Source organism: Amycolatopsis deserti (assembly GCF_014653945.1).
Lineage (GTDB): Bacteria > Actinomycetota > Actinomycetes > Mycobacteriales > Pseudonocardiaceae > Amycolatopsis_E > Amycolatopsis_E deserti.
Map to the genome: position 1 here is coordinate 92,194 of NZ_BNAU01000006.1, position 16,852 is coordinate 109,045.

Consider the following 16,852-nt stretch of genomic DNA (forward strand, 5'->3'; position numbering starts at 1 on the left):
CGGTCAGCGGCGCCACGGCGCCCGCAGGCGGGTCACCGCCAGGGTCACGCCACCAGGCCGGCGTGCCTACAGGTCGCCCATGAACGGGATGCTGTTCGCGGTGGTGGTCATCCAGTCGCGCAGCGCGTGGGTGGCCCGCACGTCGTCCTCGTTGTAGCGCAGCAGCCGGTCGCGCTGGCTCAGGTCCGGCTCGTCGCCGTCCATGCCGACCGCCTGGCGGTACCAGCGCATCGACGCCTCGCCACCGGCTTCCGGGTCGCGCCAGGTGAACCCGGCCACCGGGGCGACGACCTTCAGGCCCTTGCCGCGCGAGCACAGGAACTGGTCGGACACGCTGCGGAACAGGTCCACCCACTCGTCGGAGTCCACAAAGGACTGGATCTCCTGCTTGGCCGGCATGCCGGGGTAGTCGGCGAACCGCTCGACCGAACCGAAGAGCCAGCGGTTCTCGGCCATCGCGTTGTAGCAGTAGGCCCGGAAGGTCAGACCGGCGGCGAGCGTGCGCTCCCGGACCTCGCGCAACCAGGTCCAGAACTCGGTGAACGACCGCGCCTCGTCGCCGGTCGGCAACGGCTGCCAGGTGACGAACGCGCGGTAGCCCTGCTCGATGCCGATGTCCGCGCCGCTGAGCAGGCAGCCCCACAGGTAGGCGCCCGACTCGCCGAAGGACTCCATGTCGATGTCGACCTCGACGTCCGCGCGGGCCACCTCGACCTCGCGCATGCGGCGCACCATCGTCAGGTCCGCCAGCCACGCCCGCGCCAGGGCCACGGCGTCGGCGAACGGGCCGGACGTCCAGACGATCGGCGGCTCGTCGTCCGGGTCGAGCGCGGCGAGCTTGTCCACTGTGGAAACCCCGGCGCGGCGCAGCTCCATCGCGTCCTCACCGCGGACGACCAGGCTCACGTCCCGCATCGCGGTGAGCTCCGCCTCGCACGTCGGCCACCACGGGCACGTGCGGCACTCCAGCACGCGGGACGGTTCGGCCAGTGCCGGCCCGCCGGAGCGGGCGGCCTCGGCGATCGCCAGCCGGTCGGCGAACCGCAGGTCGTACTCGGTCAGCGCGGTGCGGCCGTTCGGCCAGGTGGCGGCGTTCAGGTCGTGCCAGAGCACCACGTCGGCGTCCAGGCCGATGACGCCACCGACGAGACGGCCGGACGCCACCCCGTGCGCCTCGAGCATGCGGCGCAGGTGGGCCAGGCGCATCAGGTCACGCGGGTGGGAGCGGACCCGGCGCGCCGGGTCGGGAATCGCGTGCCGCGGGTCGAGGTCGTGCGGCGGGGTGGTGACCGCACCCGCGCCCGGGTCGGTGATGCGGTGCCGGACCACCAGCACCGGCAGGTACCCGCCGTCGGCACGAACCAGCAGCTCGGACCCGCCGCGACGGTGCCCGGCGCGGTCGGCGGGCAGCAGCGCGCCCCAGATGTAGTCGGCGCCCTGCGCCATCGCCTGCTGGGTGGCGGCGGCGCGCTCCGGCGGCGGCAGCTCGCGGTCGACGACCACCCAGCTCGCGCCCGGGTTCGCCGCGATCAGCCGCTCCCGGATCTCCACGCGGTGGGCGGCCGCGTCGGCGATGCGCTGCTCGGCCGACGGGTCGGGCGGGGCCAGCGGCACCTCGCGCATCGTCGGGTCGTGTTCGAGGTGCACGCGACGACGGCAGCGGCTCACCGCGCCGGCCTCGAGCAGCACCTCAGGTTCCATGACACCTACTTTAGAGAGGACCACCGACAGTTCCGCGCCGAGTGTGAGCGGCGCATTACGTGTCGGACATGCCCAGGCTCGTGCCTGCCGCTACATTCAGCCCATGGCTCGCAAGAAGACCAGGACGCCGGCCGAGACGGGCATCACGCCGAAGAAGGCCAAGAACGCCGTCGCCGTGGCGAAGATCGTGGTACCCGCGGTGGCCCCCGCGCTGGCACCGCTCGCGGTCAAGGCCGCGAGCGCGGTCCGCGACGCCTACGACCACTACCAGGCACGACGGCTCGGCGTGCCGATCGACCAGCTGTCGGAGTTCACCGGCCGCGGCGCGCACCTGCTGGCCCGGATCGCCGGCACGTCCGAGGCGCTGGCCGAGGTGCGCAAGTCCGAACGCGCCACCGAGGACGACGCCCGGTTCGCGAAGGACTCCCAGGCGACGCTCGAGCAGCTGACCGCCGCGGTCCGCGCGGCCGAGCGCATGCCCGGATCCCGCCGCAAGGCCGCCCACCAGGCGGTCGCGGCCGAGCTGGAGCGGATCGAGGGCCAGCTGCTCAAGCGCCTCGGCGTGTGAGCCCGGCTACTGGATGAAGCCCTTCGAGACCATCCAGTCCCGCGCCACCTCACCGGCGTCGCGGCCGTCCACGTCGACCTGCTTGCACAGTTCGATCATCTGCCGGTTGTCCAGCGCCTTCGCGACGGGTTCCAGCACTTCGCGGACCGCCGGGTGCGCGTCCAGGAACTCCTTCTTCATCGTGACCGCCGCGTTGTACTGCGGGAAGAACCGCTTGTCGTCGGTGAGCACCCGCAGGTTCAGGCCCGCGATGCGGCCGTCCGTCGTGAAGATCTCGCCGAAGTTGCAGGTGCCGCTGGCGACCGCGGAGTAGATCGCGCCGGTGCCGAACGTCTTGACCTCCGTGGCCGGGAAGCCGTAGGTCTTCTGCACGCCCGGCATCCCGTCCTGGCGGCTCGCGAACTCCGTCTCCACGCAGAAGATCGCCTGCTCCGGGTGCTGCTTCAGGAACTCCGTCATGTCCGAATTGGACCGCAGGTTGTGCTGCTGCGCGTACGCCTCGGTGGTGGCGAAGGCGTAGGTGTCGTTCACCGGCGAGTAGTCCAGCCAGGTGATGCCGAACTTCTCCTCGTCCGCCTTCTTAGCCGCGTCGAACTGGGCCTTCTCGTCCGGGATCGGATCGGTGTTGCCCTGGTAGGAGATCCACGCGGTGCCGGTGTACTCCCACGAGATGTCGATCTGCCCGTTGATCAGCGCCTGCCGCGCCGAGTTGGACCCGCTGATGTTGGTCAGGTCGGTGATGTCCGCCCCGGCCGCCGACAACGCCAGCTCGGCCATGTAGCCCAGGATGATGTTCTCGGTGAAGTCCTTCGACCCCACCGCGATGTTCACGCCGGCCAGGCTCGGCACCGGCCGGATCGACCCGGGCTTGACCTCGTACGGCAGCGCCGCGTTCACGTCCAGACCGCACGCGGTCAGCGACGTCGTCAACAACGCGGCGCCCAAGATCGCCTTCAGCCGGTGCTTCACGACAACCCCCTCGGTCCGAAGACGCGTTCCATGACCGCGCCGAGCCAGTCGATCAGCAGCGCCAGGCCGACCGCCAGGATCGCGCCGGTGACCAGCACCGGGACGCGGTTGAGCTTGTACCCGGTGTCGATCAGCTCACCGAGCCCGCCGCCGTTGACGAAGAACGCCAGCGTCGCCGTGCCGACCGCCAGCACCAGCGACGTCCGCAGCCCGGCCAGGATCAGCGGCACCGCCAGCGGCAGCTCGATCCGGAACAGCACCGCCCGGCCGGACATGCCGATCCCGCGGCCGGCGTCGATCAGCGCCGGGTCCACCGAGTTGATGCCGACGATCGTGTTCCGCAGCACCGGCAGCAGCGAGTAGAACGCGATCGGCAGGACCGCGCACCAGAACCCTTCCCAGCTGGTCCAGAGGAAGAACAACACGATCACGCCGAGCGCGGGCGCGGCCTGCCCGATGTTGGCGATCGTCAGGAACACCGGCGCGACCGGCCGCGCCCAGGACCGGGTGAGCACGGCGCCCAGCGGCACCGCGACGCCCACCACGATGATCGCGACCGCGACCGTGATCAGCAGGTGCTGCCAGGTCGCCTCCAGCAGCCGCGACGCGTTCAGGTTCTGCGCCTCGATGGCGTCGTTGTCCCGCAGCAGCGCCCAGGCCACGACCGCGCCGACGACCACCACGACGACCGCGGGCTGCACCAGCAGCCGGGCCCGTTCCGCGCGGCGGGAGCCGGATTCGGTGGTGAACCCCTTGTCGACGGTCGTGGTCACGCCGGTCCCCCGTCGTCGGAGTGCTCCTCGCGCAACCGCTGGATGGTGCCCATGACCGTGTCCAGCTCGATCATCCCGGCGTACTCGCCGCGCGCGCCGGTGACCGGCACGCCGCCGCCCTCGACCAGCATCGCCTCGAGCGCGTCCTGCAGCGTCGACTGGAGGCTCACGTAGTCGCCGATCGGCTTGCCGACCCCCTCCAGTGAGGTCGCGCTGCCCAGGTCGCGGACGTGCACCCAGCGGACCGGGCGGCGGCGGTGGTCGAGCACCAGCGCGTACGTGCGGCGCTGCTCGGTCATCTGCCGCCTCAGCTCGGCGGGCGAATCGCCGATCGTGGCGGTCACCGTGTCCTGCTTCAGCTCGACGTCACGCACCCGCAGCAGCGTGAGCTGCTTGAGCGAGGCGCCGGCGCCGACGAACCCGGCGACCGTGTCGTCAGCCGGGTTGGCCAGGATCGCGTCCGGGGTGTCGTACTGCAGGATCTTCGACTGGTTGCCGAGCACCGCGATCTTGTCGCCGAGCTTCACGGCCTCGTCGAAGTCGTGGGTCACGAACACGATCGTCTTGCCCAGCTCGGACTGCAGCCGGAGCAGTTCGTCCTGCAGGTTGCCGCGGGTGATCGGGTCGACCGCGCCGAACGGCTCGTCCATCAGCAGCACCGGCGGGTCCGCGGCGAGCGCGCGGGCCACCCCGACGCGCTGCTGCTGGCCACCGGAGAGCTGGCGCGGGAACCGGTCGTGGAACTGCGCCGGGTCGAGCCCGACCAGGTCGAGCATCTCGTCGACGCGGTCGGCGATCTTCTTCTTGTCCCAGCCGAGCAGCCCGGGCACGACCGCGACGTTCTGCGCCACGGTGAAGTGCGGGAACAGCCCGGCCTGCTGGATCGCGTAGCCGACCTTGCGGCGCAGCCGGTCCGGGTTGAGGCTCAGCGCGTCCTCACCGCCGATGGTGATCCGGCCGGACGTCGGCTCGATCAGCCGGTTGATCATGCGCATCGTGGTGGTCTTGCCGCAGCCGGACGGGCCGACCAGGATCACGATCTTCCCGGCCGGGATCGTCATGGTGACGTCGTCGACGGCCGGCTGGCGTGAGCCGGGGTAGCGCTTGGTGACGTGCTCGAGCTGGATCTCGACGCCGGACACCGCGCCGGAGTCCGCCTGCGCGGGCGTTTCGATGGTTTCAGACACGGACACCCCTCGGGACGGTGAAACGGGCGATGAGGACGTAGATGCCGTCGAGGATCAGCGCGAGGACGACCACGCCGATCGTGCCGGTGAGGGCCTGGTTCATGGAGTTGGTGCTGCCGGCGTTGGTGAGTCCGGCGAACACCTCGGACCCCAGGCCGGGGCCCTTCGCGTAGGCGGCGATCACCGCGATGCCCATCAGCATCTGGGTCGCGACGCGCATGCCGGCGAGGATCGCGGGCCAGGCCAGGCGCAGCTCGACGCGCGTGAGCACGCCGAACCGGCTCATCCCGATGCCCTTGGCGGCGTCGGTGACCGCGGGATCGACCCCGCTCAGCCCGACGATGGTGTTCCGCACGATCGGCAGCAGCGCGTAGAGCACGAGCGGGATCACGCTCGGCGCGACCCCCAGGCCGACGATCGGGATCAGCAACCCGATCAGCGCGAACGACGGAATGGTGAGGACCGTGCTGGCCAGCGCGGTGGCCAGGGCCGATCCGATGGGGCTGCGGTAGACCGCGACGCCGATCAGGACACCGATGAGGGCGGCGATGATCGTGCACTGCACCACGGCGCTGACGTGGAGCCAGGCCTGCAGCCCGAGCCTGCTCCAGCGATCGGCCACGTACTCGAACAGGTTCATCCCGTGCGGCCGCCTCCTCCCGATCCGTCGTTCACTCGTCCGGCCTACTTACCGTTGCCGAAAAACGTGGAAGTCTCAACCACCGACACCGGCTGACGGCCCGATCGAGGCCGATCCGGCTGGTCGGCGGCGTTCACCACACGGGACACGGTCGCGGTGATCATCAGCTGTCTCATACCCTGGATCGGTGAGCAGACGACCCAGGCGACACGGTGCGTTACGCAGCGTGCGCGGAGTCCTGCTCGCGATCAGCTCCGGCGGCCTGGCCGTCAGCGCGCACGCGCTCGCCCACGGCGGACTGCCGGACACCGCGCTGACGTTGCTGCTCGTCCTGCTCGTCGGCTGGATCGGCACCGCGCTGGCCGACCGCACCCGTGGCCCGCTCGGCGTGCTCACCGTGCTCGGCTCGGCCCAGCTGCTGATACACGTAGTGCTCGACGAGCTGATGCCGCACTCCACGTCGATGCCTGGCGCGATGCTCGCCGCGCACGTCGCCGCCACGCTGCTGACCGGTCTGCTGCTGGCCCACGCCGAAGCGCTGCTGCACGTCGCCGCCGCGCGGCTGGCCCTGCTGCTGCCGGTCCTCTTCGGACCGCTTCCCCCACCGGTCCCGCTGCCCGCCGCGCCCGCTCCGGCGCCAGGCGTGCCGCAGGTGAGGGTGTTGTTGAGCCGCATGCACTCCAGACGCGGACCGCCCGCGTTCGCGACGCACAACCCCCTTCACCTCAGCGCATCGCGCTGACCCACTCTCTTTCTTTCAGGAGCATCATGACGAACAACGCCGTCATCCGGCGCGGCCTCGTGCTGGCCGGCACCGTCGGCATCGCGGGCCTGCTCGGCGCGGGCGTCGCGTCCGCGCACGTCACCGCCAACGTCCTCGGCTCGGAGCCGCAGCAGGGCGGGTACGGGGCGATCACCTTCCGCGTGCCGAACGAGGAGGAGAACGCCGCCACCGTCAAGGTGGAGATCGACTTCAAGCCGGAGTACGCGATCAGCTCGGTGCGGTACCAGCCGATCCCCGGCTGGACCGCGGAGGTCACCAAGACCCCGTTGCCAGCGCCGGTCAAGAACGGCAAGGGACTCGACGTCACCGAGGCGGTCACGAAGATCGTCTTCACCGCTCAGCCGGGCACCAAGATCGGCCCCGGCGAGACCCAGTACCAGGAGTTCGGCATCACCGCGGGCTCGCTGCCCGCGGTCGACGAACTGGTCCTGCCCGCCATCCAGACCTACGACAACGGCTCGGTCGTCGCGTGGGACCAGGTCCAGGCTCCCGGAGCGGAGGAGCCGGAGCACCCGGCGCCGACCGTGACGCTGGCCGCGGCCTCTGGCGACGGGCACTCGCACAGCGCGGTTACCACCTCCGCGACGACAGCCTCCGAGGACTCCACCGACGACACGGCCCGCTGGCTGGGCGGCGCCGGACTGGTCGTCGGCGCGCTCGGCCTCGGCGTGGGCGCCGGAGCGGTCCTGCGCGGCCGGAAGGCGACGAAGTAATGCGCCGCCTGCTCGTCACGATCGCGGCCGCGCTGGTCGCGATGGTCGTCACCGCCACCCCGGCGCTGGCGCACAACGTGCTCGTCTCCTCCGACCCGGCCAAGGACGCCGCGCTCGAGACCGGGCCGTCGCAGGTCACGCTGACCTTCGACGCGCCGGTGCAGGGCGGGAACGTCAACCAGGTCTCGGTCGTCGGTCCCGGCGGCACCCAGTGGGCCGAGGGTGACGTGCGGGTCAGCAGCAACACCGTCACCGTCGCGGTGCGGCCGCTCGGCCCGGCCGGGCAGTACACCATCGGGTTCCGGATCCTGTCCGCCGACGGGCACCCGGTGACCGGCGACGTGCCGTTCACCCTCACCAAGGCCGGCACCGGCACCCCGGCGACGGCCAGTGCCGCGACCGGGTCCGACACGGCGCAGCCCGCCGCGCAGTCCGGCGGCGGGGTCCCGGTGTGGGTGTGGATCGTCGGCGCGGTGGTCCTGCTGGCCATCGGGCTGACCTTGGCGCTGCGGATGGGCAGGGACAGGGCATGACTACGGCGGCCGGGGCCACTTCGCAAGTCCGTTACCAGGCGATCGTCGCGATCGTCACCGCGGCGCTGGCCGGTGCGCTGATCGGCGTCGCGCTGACGGCCACCGCGCCGGTGCCGGGGGTGGCGGAGGTCAGCGAGGTGGTCTCGGCCGCCATCCCGATCGTCCGCGTGCTGCTCGACCTGGCCGCGGTGACGACGATCGGGATCGCCCTGCTGTCCGTGCTGGTCGGCTACGACCGGCCGAACCTGACCGAACCGATCCTGCGGCGCGCCCGGCCGATCGCGCTGGCCGCGTCGCTGGTCTGGACGATGACCGCGCTGGTCACGCTCGTGCTGCAGACCGCCGAGTACCGGCCCCAGGTGCGCACGGTGAGCTTCGCCGACATCTGGGACTACGTGGTGCGGGTCGGCGCGGGCAAGGCGCTGCTCGTCGTCGCCGTGCTCGCGCTGGTCCAGGTCGGGCTCGGGCTGCTGACGCTGCGGCACGGCGAGAAGGTGCCGGCCGAGGTGCGCGTGGGGCTCGGCCTGTTCGCCCTGCTGCCGCTGCCGGTCACCGGGCACGCGGCGAACTGGGACTACCACGACTACACGATGATCTCGATGGAGCTGCACGTCATGGGCGCGGTCGCGTGGACCGGCGGCCTCGGCGCGATGGTCGTGCTGCTCGCCGGCAACCGGACGCTGCTCGCGCACGCGCTGCCGCGGTTTTCCAAGCTGGCCACGCTGTGCCTGGCCCTCACCGTGGCGACCGGCCTGTTCAACGCGGTCGTGGAGATCCTGCTCAACCCGACGATCGGCCTGGTCACCGCGCTGTTCACCACGCCGTACGGGCAGCTCGTCGTGCTGAAGATCGTGTGCGCGGCGGGGATCGGCGTGCTCGGCGCGATGGTCCGGTGGAAGCTGATGCCGCGGATCGTCCGGCACGAGCGGACCGCGCTGGCGACGTGGGCGACGCTCGAGCTGACCGTCATGGGACTGGCCTTCGGCTTCGCCGTCGTGCTCACCCGCGCCCCGGTCAGCTAACCGTCAGTAGCTGCAACTTGCACATGTGGGGGACCGATTAATCCAGGCAGGGTGACTAGCCGGGCCGAATTTCCTACCCCGCGCACATGCCCCCGCACATACGACGAGCGGTCTTCTGCGGTCGGTAAATGTCCCCGTTTTTCCCAGGATGTGGACTAGCGGTAGCGGGCCCACTCGGTGCCGGCGCGGCCCGCGCGCAGGTCGCCCAGGCGCCGCCGCAGCTCGCCGCGCACGTGCGGGTGGCTGCGCAGGATCGGCAGCACGCTGGTCACCAGCTTGAGCTCGCGGGCGGCGCGCAGCACGGCGAACCCGTCCCAGCGGGTGACGTCGAAGCCGTAGACGTCGGCGAGCATGCGGTAGCGGCCCGCGGGGTCCCCGAACCGCTCGCGGCCCACGGCCAGCGGCGTGAGGTCCCATTCCGGCGGCCCGACGCACGAGGAGTCGAAGTCGCACAGCACCGGGCCGTCCGGGCCGACGATCACGTTGCCCGGGTGCGCGTCGCCGTGGATCAGGCTCCGTTCCAGCGGGAAGTCCAGCTCGCCGAGCGCGGCTTCGACCTCGGCGCTGCGGCGCAGCAGGAACCGCCGGTCGTCCGGGTCGAGCTCCTCGGCGTCGGCCACCCGGGCCCGCACGTCCGCCAGCGGCGCCCACTCGCCGACGCCGTCGGGCGCGGGCAGGGCGTGCACGCGGCGCAGCAGTCGGCCCAGGTCGGCGGCCGTTGCGCGGCGCTCGCCGGGCGGCACCCGGACCCACGCGGTGACGACGTGCTCGCCGACGTGGATCGGCTGGTCGACGCCGGGCAGCAGGCGGATCGCGGGCACGTCGTGGGCCTCGAAGTGCCGCGCGACCCGGACGACCTTGGCGACCCGGTGGCGCAGCGCCCGCGACCCGACGATCCGCATCACGACGGGCGCGCCGGCCAGCTCGTAGACGGCGTTGTTGGTGAACCGGAGCAGCTCGGCGCCCCGGTGGTCCAGACCGAGCAGGGCGCACGCCTCGGCCAGCGCGGCGGCCAGTTTCTCCTTGGTGAACCGGCCGCCCAACTCGTCCGCGACGGTGCGCATCTTCCTAGGCGGCGAAGAACGAGCTGATGCGCTCGTCCAAGTCGCGGGCGTCGGGGTTGTTTCGGCGCTTGGCCGCCTCTTCCCGCATCGGCATCATGCGGTCCTTCACGCGGGCCGACTTGAGGCCGTCCGCCGACTCCAGCGCCAGGCGGCCGATCCGGGCGCCGTGGTCGATGTCGCCGTCGATGAGGTGGTTGGTGGCCAGCGCCGCCTGGTTGAACACCTTGCTGCGCTGCATGTCCTCGCCGTAGGCGTCGATCGCCCTGGTCAGCGCCGGGATCGCGTACTGCGTGTGCTTCGGGTCGACCCCGCGCGCCAGTACCGTGTGGACGGTGCCGATCATCGCGTAGACGTCGGTCTCGTTGAAGAACTTCACCCAGTCCTCGGCCTCGGCCACGTTGGCGCGGGCGAACTCGTCCTTGGCCAGGCCGAGCAGCTTGAGCGACTGCTCCTCGTTGCCCATCATCGCGTAGGCCCACGCCTGGTTGGCCGCGAGCACGGAGATCGCCAGCTCGGAGCCCGATTCCTGCGCCGCGATCTGTCCCAGCTGGAACAGCTTGAGCGCGTCGTTGGGCGCCTCCTGGTGCAGGTAGACCCGGCCCATCCGGTACAGGATGTTGGCCACCAGGTGGTCGTTGTTGCCCTGTTTCGCCAGCTCCAGCGCGTTGGCGAAGTGCCCGCGCGCGGAGTCCATCAGTCCACTGTCGAACGACGTCCAACCGGCCAGGCTGTGCAGGTCGGCCAGCGCCACGAACAGGCGCGAGCGGACCGGGGTGGCGGCCGAGGAGTCGAGCATCTGCTGTCCCCAGGACAGCTGCGCCACCACGGCGTCGCGGCAGAACCCGCCGCCGTACTGGTAGTCGAGCGCGCGCAGCGCTCTGGTCGCGGCCTCGACCTGGCGCACATCGGTCATGCCGATGTGGCCGGGTGCCGGCGTCCTCGCGGGGCTCGCCGCCCATGCCCTCGGCGACGATCCCAGGATGGCCGCCCCCATCGTGACCTGGGCGGCGTGCGCGAGGAAGTTCCGCCGCTTCACGGACTCGTCCTCCTCAGCCTGCTGCTCGTCGGCGGCGCCGACGACCTGAATCTCGGTGGCCTCGTCGTAGGCGAGGCCCATGTATCCACGGGGGACACCGAGGCCATCGGCGATCCGGGCGAGCACGTCGTAGGCCATCACCTGGCGGCCCTTGAGGATCTCCGAGACCTCCGACTGGGACTGACCGGTGAGCGCGGCGATCTGGCGCTGGGAGATGCCCTCCTTGCGCAGGTTCCGGTACACGGCACTGATGTTGCGGGCGGCCAGGGCCTCCCTCATCTCCCGCTTCTCCCAGGCATCCGGAGCTATCGGATGTCCCTGGCGGGCATCAGTGTTCTCACCGGCGTCCATTGCGCCCCCTCACCGTCCTGTCCGGGCGTCGATTCGCAGCGTAGGCATACCCATTGAACCCTGGGAAACGTCGTTTCGGGACCCCTGATCGGTCGGGGTGAACTCCGGTGACCGTTCACCGGTCCGCCCGCGCCGGTCGCCGCTGTGACCGCCGTTCGCCTTCTCTTCGGCTGCGGTTCATCGCAATCTAGTTCTCGGGTTCGGCGTGACCGAGCGGATACGCCCAGCGATCACGCAGAGCTACGACGAACACGGACAGCAAGCCCGACAGAGCGGAGACACGCGGTGGAGTTCATGAACTCGATCTCGGCACCACGCGCCCAGGTCCACCGGCGGTCCTTCGCCCCGTCCGGAGCGCCGGTCGCGAGCCGGTCGGCGATGCCGGCCCCGGACCCGCGTGCCGCGCAGCTGCGCCGCTACGAAGGCGGTCAGCTGGTGTGGCGGGTGCAGTGCGGCGACCTGATCAACCGCGACCGCTGCGTCACCGTGCTCGTGCAGGACGACCAGGTGGTCCTCGTCGGACCGCCCGGGGAAACGGCCCGCCTCACCGCGGGTCAGCTCGGCCAGCTCCAGGCGGCGCTGAACGAAGCCGCCAAACTGGCGGAAAGGTGACGGTGAGAGTTCCGTGGATCAGATCCTTGGGCAGGTCCTCCGCAACGCCGTGTGGGAGCGCCTCGACATGCTCGCCGATCTCGCCACCAGGGCGGACGCGCAGTCCCTGGTCTCGGTGGCCCGGTCGGAACTGCCGCGGCTGACCGAGGGCTGGCGCGCGATGCTGACCGCCCACGAGCCCGACGAGCGGGGCGACTGCCCCACCTGCTCCACCCGGTGGCACCGCTGCAAGGCGCCGTGCTCGGTGTGGCAGGTCGCGCACGAGCACCTCGTCGCCGGCGGCCTCGCCCCGCAGCGCGACCTGCGCCGCCCGTGGCGCCGGAAGACCAGCCAGGTTCCGCCCCAGCCGCGCGGTACGACGCCCGGCGAGTCGACCGGTCGCCACGCGCTGATGCCGCAGGTCGCGAACCGCTGACCACTCGGCGATTAATCGAAAAAATTCGGTCACAACCTCTGGCGGAGCACCCCCGTCCCCGCTATGTTGTCGATCATGGTCGAGGCCGCGAACTTGCAGATCGCACCTTGACCGACCCCGCCCCCGGGGCCCCGAAACTCCGCGGACCGGTGCCGTTGCACTCCCCTCCCCCGACCGGCACCGGCCCGCGGGCCCAAAGGTACGGAGCCGAAGGCTCCTCCGGACTCCGGAGGAGCCTTCGGTGATTTCAGCGGACCGAGCGGACACCGAGGACGGACGCGCCGGCCGCGAGCGTCGCGACGGCCGACGCGGTGAACAGCCCCGGGTAGCCGCCCAGTTCGGCGAGGATGACGGTGGCCGCGAGCGGTGCGATCACCTGCGGCAGCGCGTTGGCGATGTTGATGACCCCCAGGTCCTTGGCGCGGTCCTGCGCGGCGGGCAGCACCTCGGTGAGGATGGCCAGCGCGACTGCCCAGTAGGCGCCGAACCCGATCCCGAGCAGCGGGGACGCCGCCAGCGCCGCGGGCCAGGTCTGCCACAGCACCAGCACGACCGCCGCCGCGGCCATCACCACCGCCGCGCCCAGCACGAACGGTTTGCGGCGTCCGCTCCGGTCGGACAGCGGCCCGACCACCAGCCCGCCGATCACCAGCGCGACGCCGTAGAGGCCCATCATGATCAGCAGCCCGGTGTCCGGATCCGGGTAGTGGACCGCGTCGGCGAGGAAGAACAGCAGGAAGAACGTGCCGAGCGCGTTGCCCAGGTTGATCAGGAAGTGGCAGCCCCACGCCCACGCGAAATCCGGGTGCCGGCGCGGCGACACCCACAGCCCGCGCAGGTCCACGCGCCATCCGGTGGACGGCCGGCCGGACGCGACGGCCGTGTGGTCCTTGGTCCGCAGCACGAACGCCCCCGCGCCGAGGACCACGACCACGGCACACGCCAGGTAGCCGCCGGGCAGGCTGGTGACCAGGACCGTCACCAGCACGGCGCCGAGCACGGTGCCCAGCATCTGGCTGATGCCGACCAGCCCGCCGATCCGCGCGCGCTGGTCGACCGGGACCCGGTCCGGCACCGCGGAGGTGAGCGTCGCGAGCATCCCGCCGAGCCCGGCCTGCACCAGGCACCAGCCGGCGACCATGACCACCACGTTCGGCGCCAGCGCCAGCACCACCAAGCCGAGCGCCCCGCACACCGCGCCGGCGAACGTCCACGGGTGCCGTCGCCCGAACCGCGAGCGCGTGCGGTCCGAGGCCAGCCCGACCAGCGGGTTGGTGAGCAGCGCGACCACCGCGCCGACGCCGGTGACGATGCCGAACACCAGTTCCTTGTTCGCGGCGTCCAGGTGCTCGGCCTGCTCGGGCAGCAGCACCTGGATCGGGGCGTAGATGCCCAGCCACAGCCCGACGTTCGCGCCGAAGAGCAGGCTGATCCAGCCGGCTCGGACGGGGACCGTCGGCTCGTCGAGCGCGCCGGGCGTCCGGGTTTCCGTCATGACCGCACCAGCTTCCGGTACCAGAAGAAGGAGTCCTTGAGAGTCCTGCGCTGGGTTTCGTAGTCGACGTGCACCAGGCCGAATCGCGGCGCGTATCCCTTGGACCATTCGAAATTGTCGATCAACGACCAAACGAAATACCCACGGACTTCAACTCCCGCCGTTATCGCAGTGGCGACGGACCGCAGGTGCGCGTCGAGGAAGTCGATGCGTTCCCGATCGTGTATGCCGTCGAAGCTCGCGCCGTTCTCGGTCAGGTACACCGGCGGCAGCTTCTCGCCGTAGCGGTCGCGCAGTCCGACCAGCAGCTCGTGCAGGGCGGCCGGCACGATCGGGGAGTCGTTGGTGGTGCGCGAAAAACCCTCGATCGGGCGAAGTTCGAACGGCAGCGGATTGCCCTCCCCGGGCGCCGCGGCGCCGTGCGGCTCGTAATAGTTGACGCCGTAGAAATCCAGCGGTTGAGCGATGTTCACCAGGTCATCGGCATGTCCGGCGGGAAGGTACGGGACGATTTCCGCGGGATAAGTCCCGAGTAGCACGGGGTCGGAAAAGGTCCGGTTGAGCAACGCGTCCAGCCAGCGCGCGGCATCATGATCAGCTGACGCGTTTGAAGTAGGCCAAACTGGACAATGATGGTTGGCGGTGCCGATGTTCGACGCACCCGCGGCCCGCAGAGCCTGGACCGCGAGGCCATGGGCGAGGTGTTGGTGGTGTGCGGTGGGGAGGGCGTCCAGCAGGAGCGTCCGGCCGGGCGCGTACTCGCCGATCGCGTACCCGAACACCGTCGTCACCATCGGCTCGTTGAGGGGGATCCACATTCGCACGCGATCCGCGAAACGCTCGCCGAGGACCGAGGCGTACTCGGCGAACCGGTACGCCGTGTCCCGGTTCAGCCAGCCGCCGGCGTCCTCGATCGGCTGCGGGGTGTCCCAGTGGTAGACCGTCGCCACCGGCGCGATGCCCGCTTCGCAGAGCGCGTCGACCAGCCGGTCGTAGAAGGCCAGGCCCTTCGGGTTCGGCGCGCCGGACCCCGTCGGCTGGATCCGCGGCCAGGCGAAGGAGAAGCGGTAGGCGCCGACGCCCAGCTCGGTCAGCAGCGCCACGTCCTCCGGCCAGCGGTGGTAGTGGTCGCACGCGACGTCGGCCTGCCCGGGGGCGAAGGTGTCCCAGACCGACGGGCCGCGCCCGTCCGCGCTGGTGGCGCCCTCGATCTGGAAGGCCGAAGTGGACACGCCCCACAGGAACCCGGGCGGGAAGGCGAGGTTCTCCACGATCGAGGTCCCTTCATCGGGGCTAACGTGAAAATCTCTCAAATGCTAGCCCTTCCCTCCGCCGGGGGGAAGCGGTCCGGCGCGCTAAAGTCCCTGTTCAGAGCACCAGAAGGAGCACAACGTGTCGGAGACCCAGGCGACGACGACCCCGCTTCGCCGGCAGCCCGTCCAGCAGCGCAGCGCGAAACGGGTCGAGCAGATGCTGGACGCGAGCGCCGAGCTGATCGACGAGGTCGGTTATGACGCGTTGACCACCACCTTGATCGCCAAGCGCGCCGGGGTCGCCGTCGGCTCGCTCTACCAGTTCTTCCCCGACAAGCGGGCGGTCGTGCGGGCGCTGACGCAGCGCAACCTCGACCGGTTCGTGCACGCGGTGAGCGAGCGCCTGAGCCGCGAGGACCCGCGGCACTGGTGGGACGTGGTCGACTCGGTGCTGGACATCTACCTGGAGATGCACCGGACGGTGCCGGGCTTTTCGAAGGTCCACTTCGGAGACGTGGTGGACCGTCAGCTGCTCGACGACAGCCGGGACAACAACCGGGTGATCGCGGACTCGCTGGCCGACCTCGTGGGGAAGTACATCGACCTGAACACGCCCCGGCTGTCGCTGGCGATGACGGTCGCGATCGAGGCCGCGGACGGGCTGCTGAAGCTCGCCTTCCACCGCGACCCCGACGGCGACGCGGAGATCGTCGGCGAGACCAAGCACCTGATCAAGCTCTACCTGGCCTCGCGCCTCGGGGAGTAGCTCAGGCCTGGAAGTAATGGCCCTCGTCGAGGTCGGCGAGCAGGCCGGGGTGCTCCGGCTTCCAGTCCAGCAGCCGCTGGGTGCGCTCGCTGGACGACGGGTTGTCCATCGCGGCGAACCGGGCCAGGAAGCCGAAGTGGGCCTCGGCCTGCGCGTCGGGGATGCGCTCCGTGGGCACGCCCAGGTGGCGGCCGATGGCCTCGGCGATCTCCCGCATCGGCACACCCTCGTCGCCCACGGCGTGCAGCCGCGAGCCGGCCGGGGCCTTCTCCAGCGCCAGCCGGTAGAGGCGTGCCGCGTCCAGCGTGTGCCCGGCCGGCCAGCGGTTGGCGCCGTCGCCGAGGTAGCCGGACCGGCCCGCCTTTCGCGCGGCGGCGATCAGGACCGGGACGAATCCGTGCTTGTCCAGTGAGCTGTGCACGCTCGGCGGGAGGCGGACGACCGAGGTCCGGATCCCGCGGTCTGCGTAGGCGACAACCTCGTTCTCCGAGTCGATCCGGTAGCCGCCGGGGAGCACGTCGTCCTCGGTGGCGGTGCGATCCAGGCCGAGCCCGGCCAGCATCCCCGTCCCCGACGTGACCACCAGCGGCTTTCCCGTGCCGGCCAGCGCGTCGCCGAACGCCCGCACCGCGGCCAGGTCGGCGTCGCCCGCTGCCGCGAAGTCTCCGGCCACCATGGCTTCGTGGTCGAAGGCGAGGTGGATGACGCCGTCCGCCTCGGCGGCGGCTTCGCGGAGACCGTCGGTGTCCCGCAGGTCACCGCGCCGCACCCGGGCGCCGGCGGCGGTCAGCTTGGCGGCCGATGCGTCCGACCGCGCCAGGCCGACGACCTCGTGACCAGCGGAAAGCAGCTCGGGAACGAGCGCCGAACCGACGTGCCCGGACGCCCCCGTGACGAAAACCCGCATGAGATCCTCCTGAACTCAGTGATGTCACCTGGTGCCATCACCATAGCACTCGATGACACTTGG

Annotated in this window: 18 protein-coding genes; 8 read left to right on the forward strand and 10 right to left on the reverse strand. The window is 71.0% G+C overall.

What is annotated here, in order from left to right:
• Positions 1 to 66 precede the first annotated feature (66 nt).
• A complete protein-coding gene (locus IE290_RS24285; RefSeq protein ID WP_191247002.1) occupies positions 67 to 1,701 on the reverse strand; it encodes a TM0106 family RecB-like putative nuclease in 1,635 nt (544 codons plus the stop codon).
• Between the two features lie 103 nt (positions 1,702 to 1,804).
• Here IE290_RS24285 and IE290_RS24290 point away from each other — a divergent pair, with 103 nt between their 5' ends.
• Positions 1,805 to 2,269: a DUF6474 family protein gene (locus IE290_RS24290; RefSeq protein WP_191247003.1), complete on the forward strand. Its 465-nt coding sequence runs from the start codon at positions 1,805 to 1,807 to the stop codon at positions 2,267 to 2,269.
• A gap of 6 nt (positions 2,270 to 2,275) precedes the next feature.
• Here IE290_RS24290 and IE290_RS24295 read toward each other — a convergent pair whose 3' ends face one another.
• From IE290_RS24295 to IE290_RS24310, 4 genes are read right to left on the reverse strand one after another with little or no spacing between them, the layout of a single operon-like run.
• The gene (locus IE290_RS24295) at positions 2,276 to 3,238 is read right to left on the reverse strand and encodes a glycine betaine ABC transporter substrate-binding protein (RefSeq protein WP_191247004.1); all 963 of its coding nucleotides are present in this window, start codon (positions 3,236 to 3,238) and stop codon (positions 2,276 to 2,278) included.
• Positions 3,235 to 4,011: an ABC transporter permease gene (locus tag IE290_RS24300; protein ID WP_191247005.1), complete on the reverse strand. Its 777-nt coding sequence runs from the start codon at positions 4,009 to 4,011 to the stop codon at positions 3,235 to 3,237. Before IE290_RS24300 ends, IE290_RS24295 begins: the two co-directional genes overlap by 4 nt.
• A complete protein-coding gene (locus tag IE290_RS24305) occupies positions 4,008 to 5,204 on the reverse strand; it encodes an ATP-binding cassette domain-containing protein (RefSeq protein ID WP_373300507.1) in 1,197 nt (398 codons plus the stop codon). Before IE290_RS24305 ends, IE290_RS24300 begins: the two co-directional genes overlap by 4 nt.
• Entirely contained in the window at positions 5,191 to 5,838 is a 648-nt protein-coding gene (locus IE290_RS24310) for an ABC transporter permease (RefSeq protein WP_191247006.1), read from the reverse strand. The genes IE290_RS24305 and IE290_RS24310 overlap by 14 nt, the downstream gene beginning before the upstream one ends.
• Positions 5,839 to 6,064: 226 nt before the next feature.
• Here IE290_RS24310 and IE290_RS24315 point away from each other — a divergent pair, with 226 nt between their 5' ends.
• The 4 genes from IE290_RS24315 to IE290_RS24330 are packed head-to-tail and all read left to right on the forward strand — an operon-like array spanning position 6,065 to position 8,890.
• Positions 6,065 to 6,580 (forward strand): hypothetical protein, encoded by a 516-nt coding sequence (locus IE290_RS24315; RefSeq protein ID WP_191247007.1) that lies wholly within the window; start codon positions 6,065 to 6,067, stop codon positions 6,578 to 6,580.
• Between the two features lie 26 nt (positions 6,581 to 6,606).
• A complete protein-coding gene (locus tag IE290_RS24320) occupies positions 6,607 to 7,335 on the forward strand; it encodes a YcnI family copper-binding membrane protein (RefSeq protein ID WP_191247008.1) in 729 nt (242 codons plus the stop codon).
• Entirely contained in the window at positions 7,335 to 7,868 is a 534-nt protein-coding gene (locus tag IE290_RS24325; RefSeq protein ID WP_191247009.1) for a copper resistance CopC family protein, read from the forward strand. The genes IE290_RS24320 and IE290_RS24325 overlap by 1 nt, the downstream gene beginning before the upstream one ends.
• On the forward strand, positions 7,865 to 8,890 hold the full coding sequence (locus IE290_RS24330) for a CopD family protein (RefSeq protein ID WP_191247010.1): 1,026 nt from the start codon (positions 7,865 to 7,867) through the stop codon (positions 8,888 to 8,890). Before IE290_RS24325 ends, IE290_RS24330 begins: the two co-directional genes overlap by 4 nt.
• 155 nt (positions 8,891 to 9,045) lie before the next feature.
• Here IE290_RS24330 and IE290_RS24335 read toward each other — a convergent pair whose 3' ends face one another.
• The gene (locus tag IE290_RS24335; RefSeq protein WP_229874687.1) at positions 9,046 to 9,954 is read right to left on the reverse strand and encodes a phosphotransferase family protein; all 909 of its coding nucleotides are present in this window, start codon (positions 9,952 to 9,954) and stop codon (positions 9,046 to 9,048) included.
• Positions 9,955 to 9,958: 4 nt separating this feature from the next.
• Positions 9,959 to 11,341 carry a helix-turn-helix domain-containing protein gene (locus IE290_RS24340; RefSeq protein WP_191247011.1) on the reverse strand — a complete coding sequence of 461 codons (1,383 nt, stop codon included), beginning with the start codon at positions 11,339 to 11,341 and terminating at the stop codon, positions 9,959 to 9,961.
• A gap of 285 nt (positions 11,342 to 11,626) precedes the next feature.
• On the opposite strand from IE290_RS24340, the gene IE290_RS24345 reads away from it, so the two are divergent.
• Both IE290_RS24345 and IE290_RS24350 read left to right on the forward strand, forming a co-directional pair.
• Entirely contained in the window at positions 11,627 to 11,953 is a 327-nt protein-coding gene (locus tag IE290_RS24345; protein ID WP_191247012.1) for a hypothetical protein, read from the forward strand.
• Between the two features lie 13 nt (positions 11,954 to 11,966).
• A complete protein-coding gene (locus tag IE290_RS24350; protein ID WP_191247013.1) occupies positions 11,967 to 12,368 on the forward strand; it encodes a hypothetical protein in 402 nt (133 codons plus the stop codon).
• A gap of 247 nt (positions 12,369 to 12,615) precedes the next feature.
• Here IE290_RS24350 and IE290_RS24355 read toward each other — a convergent pair whose 3' ends face one another.
• Positions 12,616 to 13,863: an MFS transporter gene (locus IE290_RS24355; protein ID WP_191247014.1), complete on the reverse strand. Its 1,248-nt coding sequence runs from the start codon at positions 13,861 to 13,863 to the stop codon at positions 12,616 to 12,618.
• Positions 13,860 to 15,134 (reverse strand): GH1 family beta-glucosidase, encoded by a 1,275-nt coding sequence (locus IE290_RS24360; RefSeq protein ID WP_191247015.1) that lies wholly within the window; start codon positions 15,132 to 15,134, stop codon positions 13,860 to 13,862. Before IE290_RS24360 ends, IE290_RS24355 begins: the two co-directional genes overlap by 4 nt.
• A gap of 121 nt (positions 15,135 to 15,255) precedes the next feature.
• On the opposite strand from IE290_RS24360, the gene IE290_RS24365 reads away from it, so the two are divergent.
• Positions 15,256 to 15,882, forward strand: a complete 627-nt coding sequence (locus tag IE290_RS24365) for a TetR/AcrR family transcriptional regulator (protein ID WP_094003420.1) — start codon at positions 15,256 to 15,258, stop codon at positions 15,880 to 15,882.
• Position 15,883: 1 nt separating this feature from the next.
• Here the strand turns inward: IE290_RS24365 and IE290_RS24370 are convergent, their stop codons facing one another.
• Positions 15,884 to 16,789 (reverse strand): SDR family oxidoreductase, encoded by a 906-nt coding sequence (locus IE290_RS24370; RefSeq protein ID WP_191247016.1) that lies wholly within the window; start codon positions 16,787 to 16,789, stop codon positions 15,884 to 15,886.
• Positions 16,790 to 16,852: the final 63 nt, after the last annotated feature.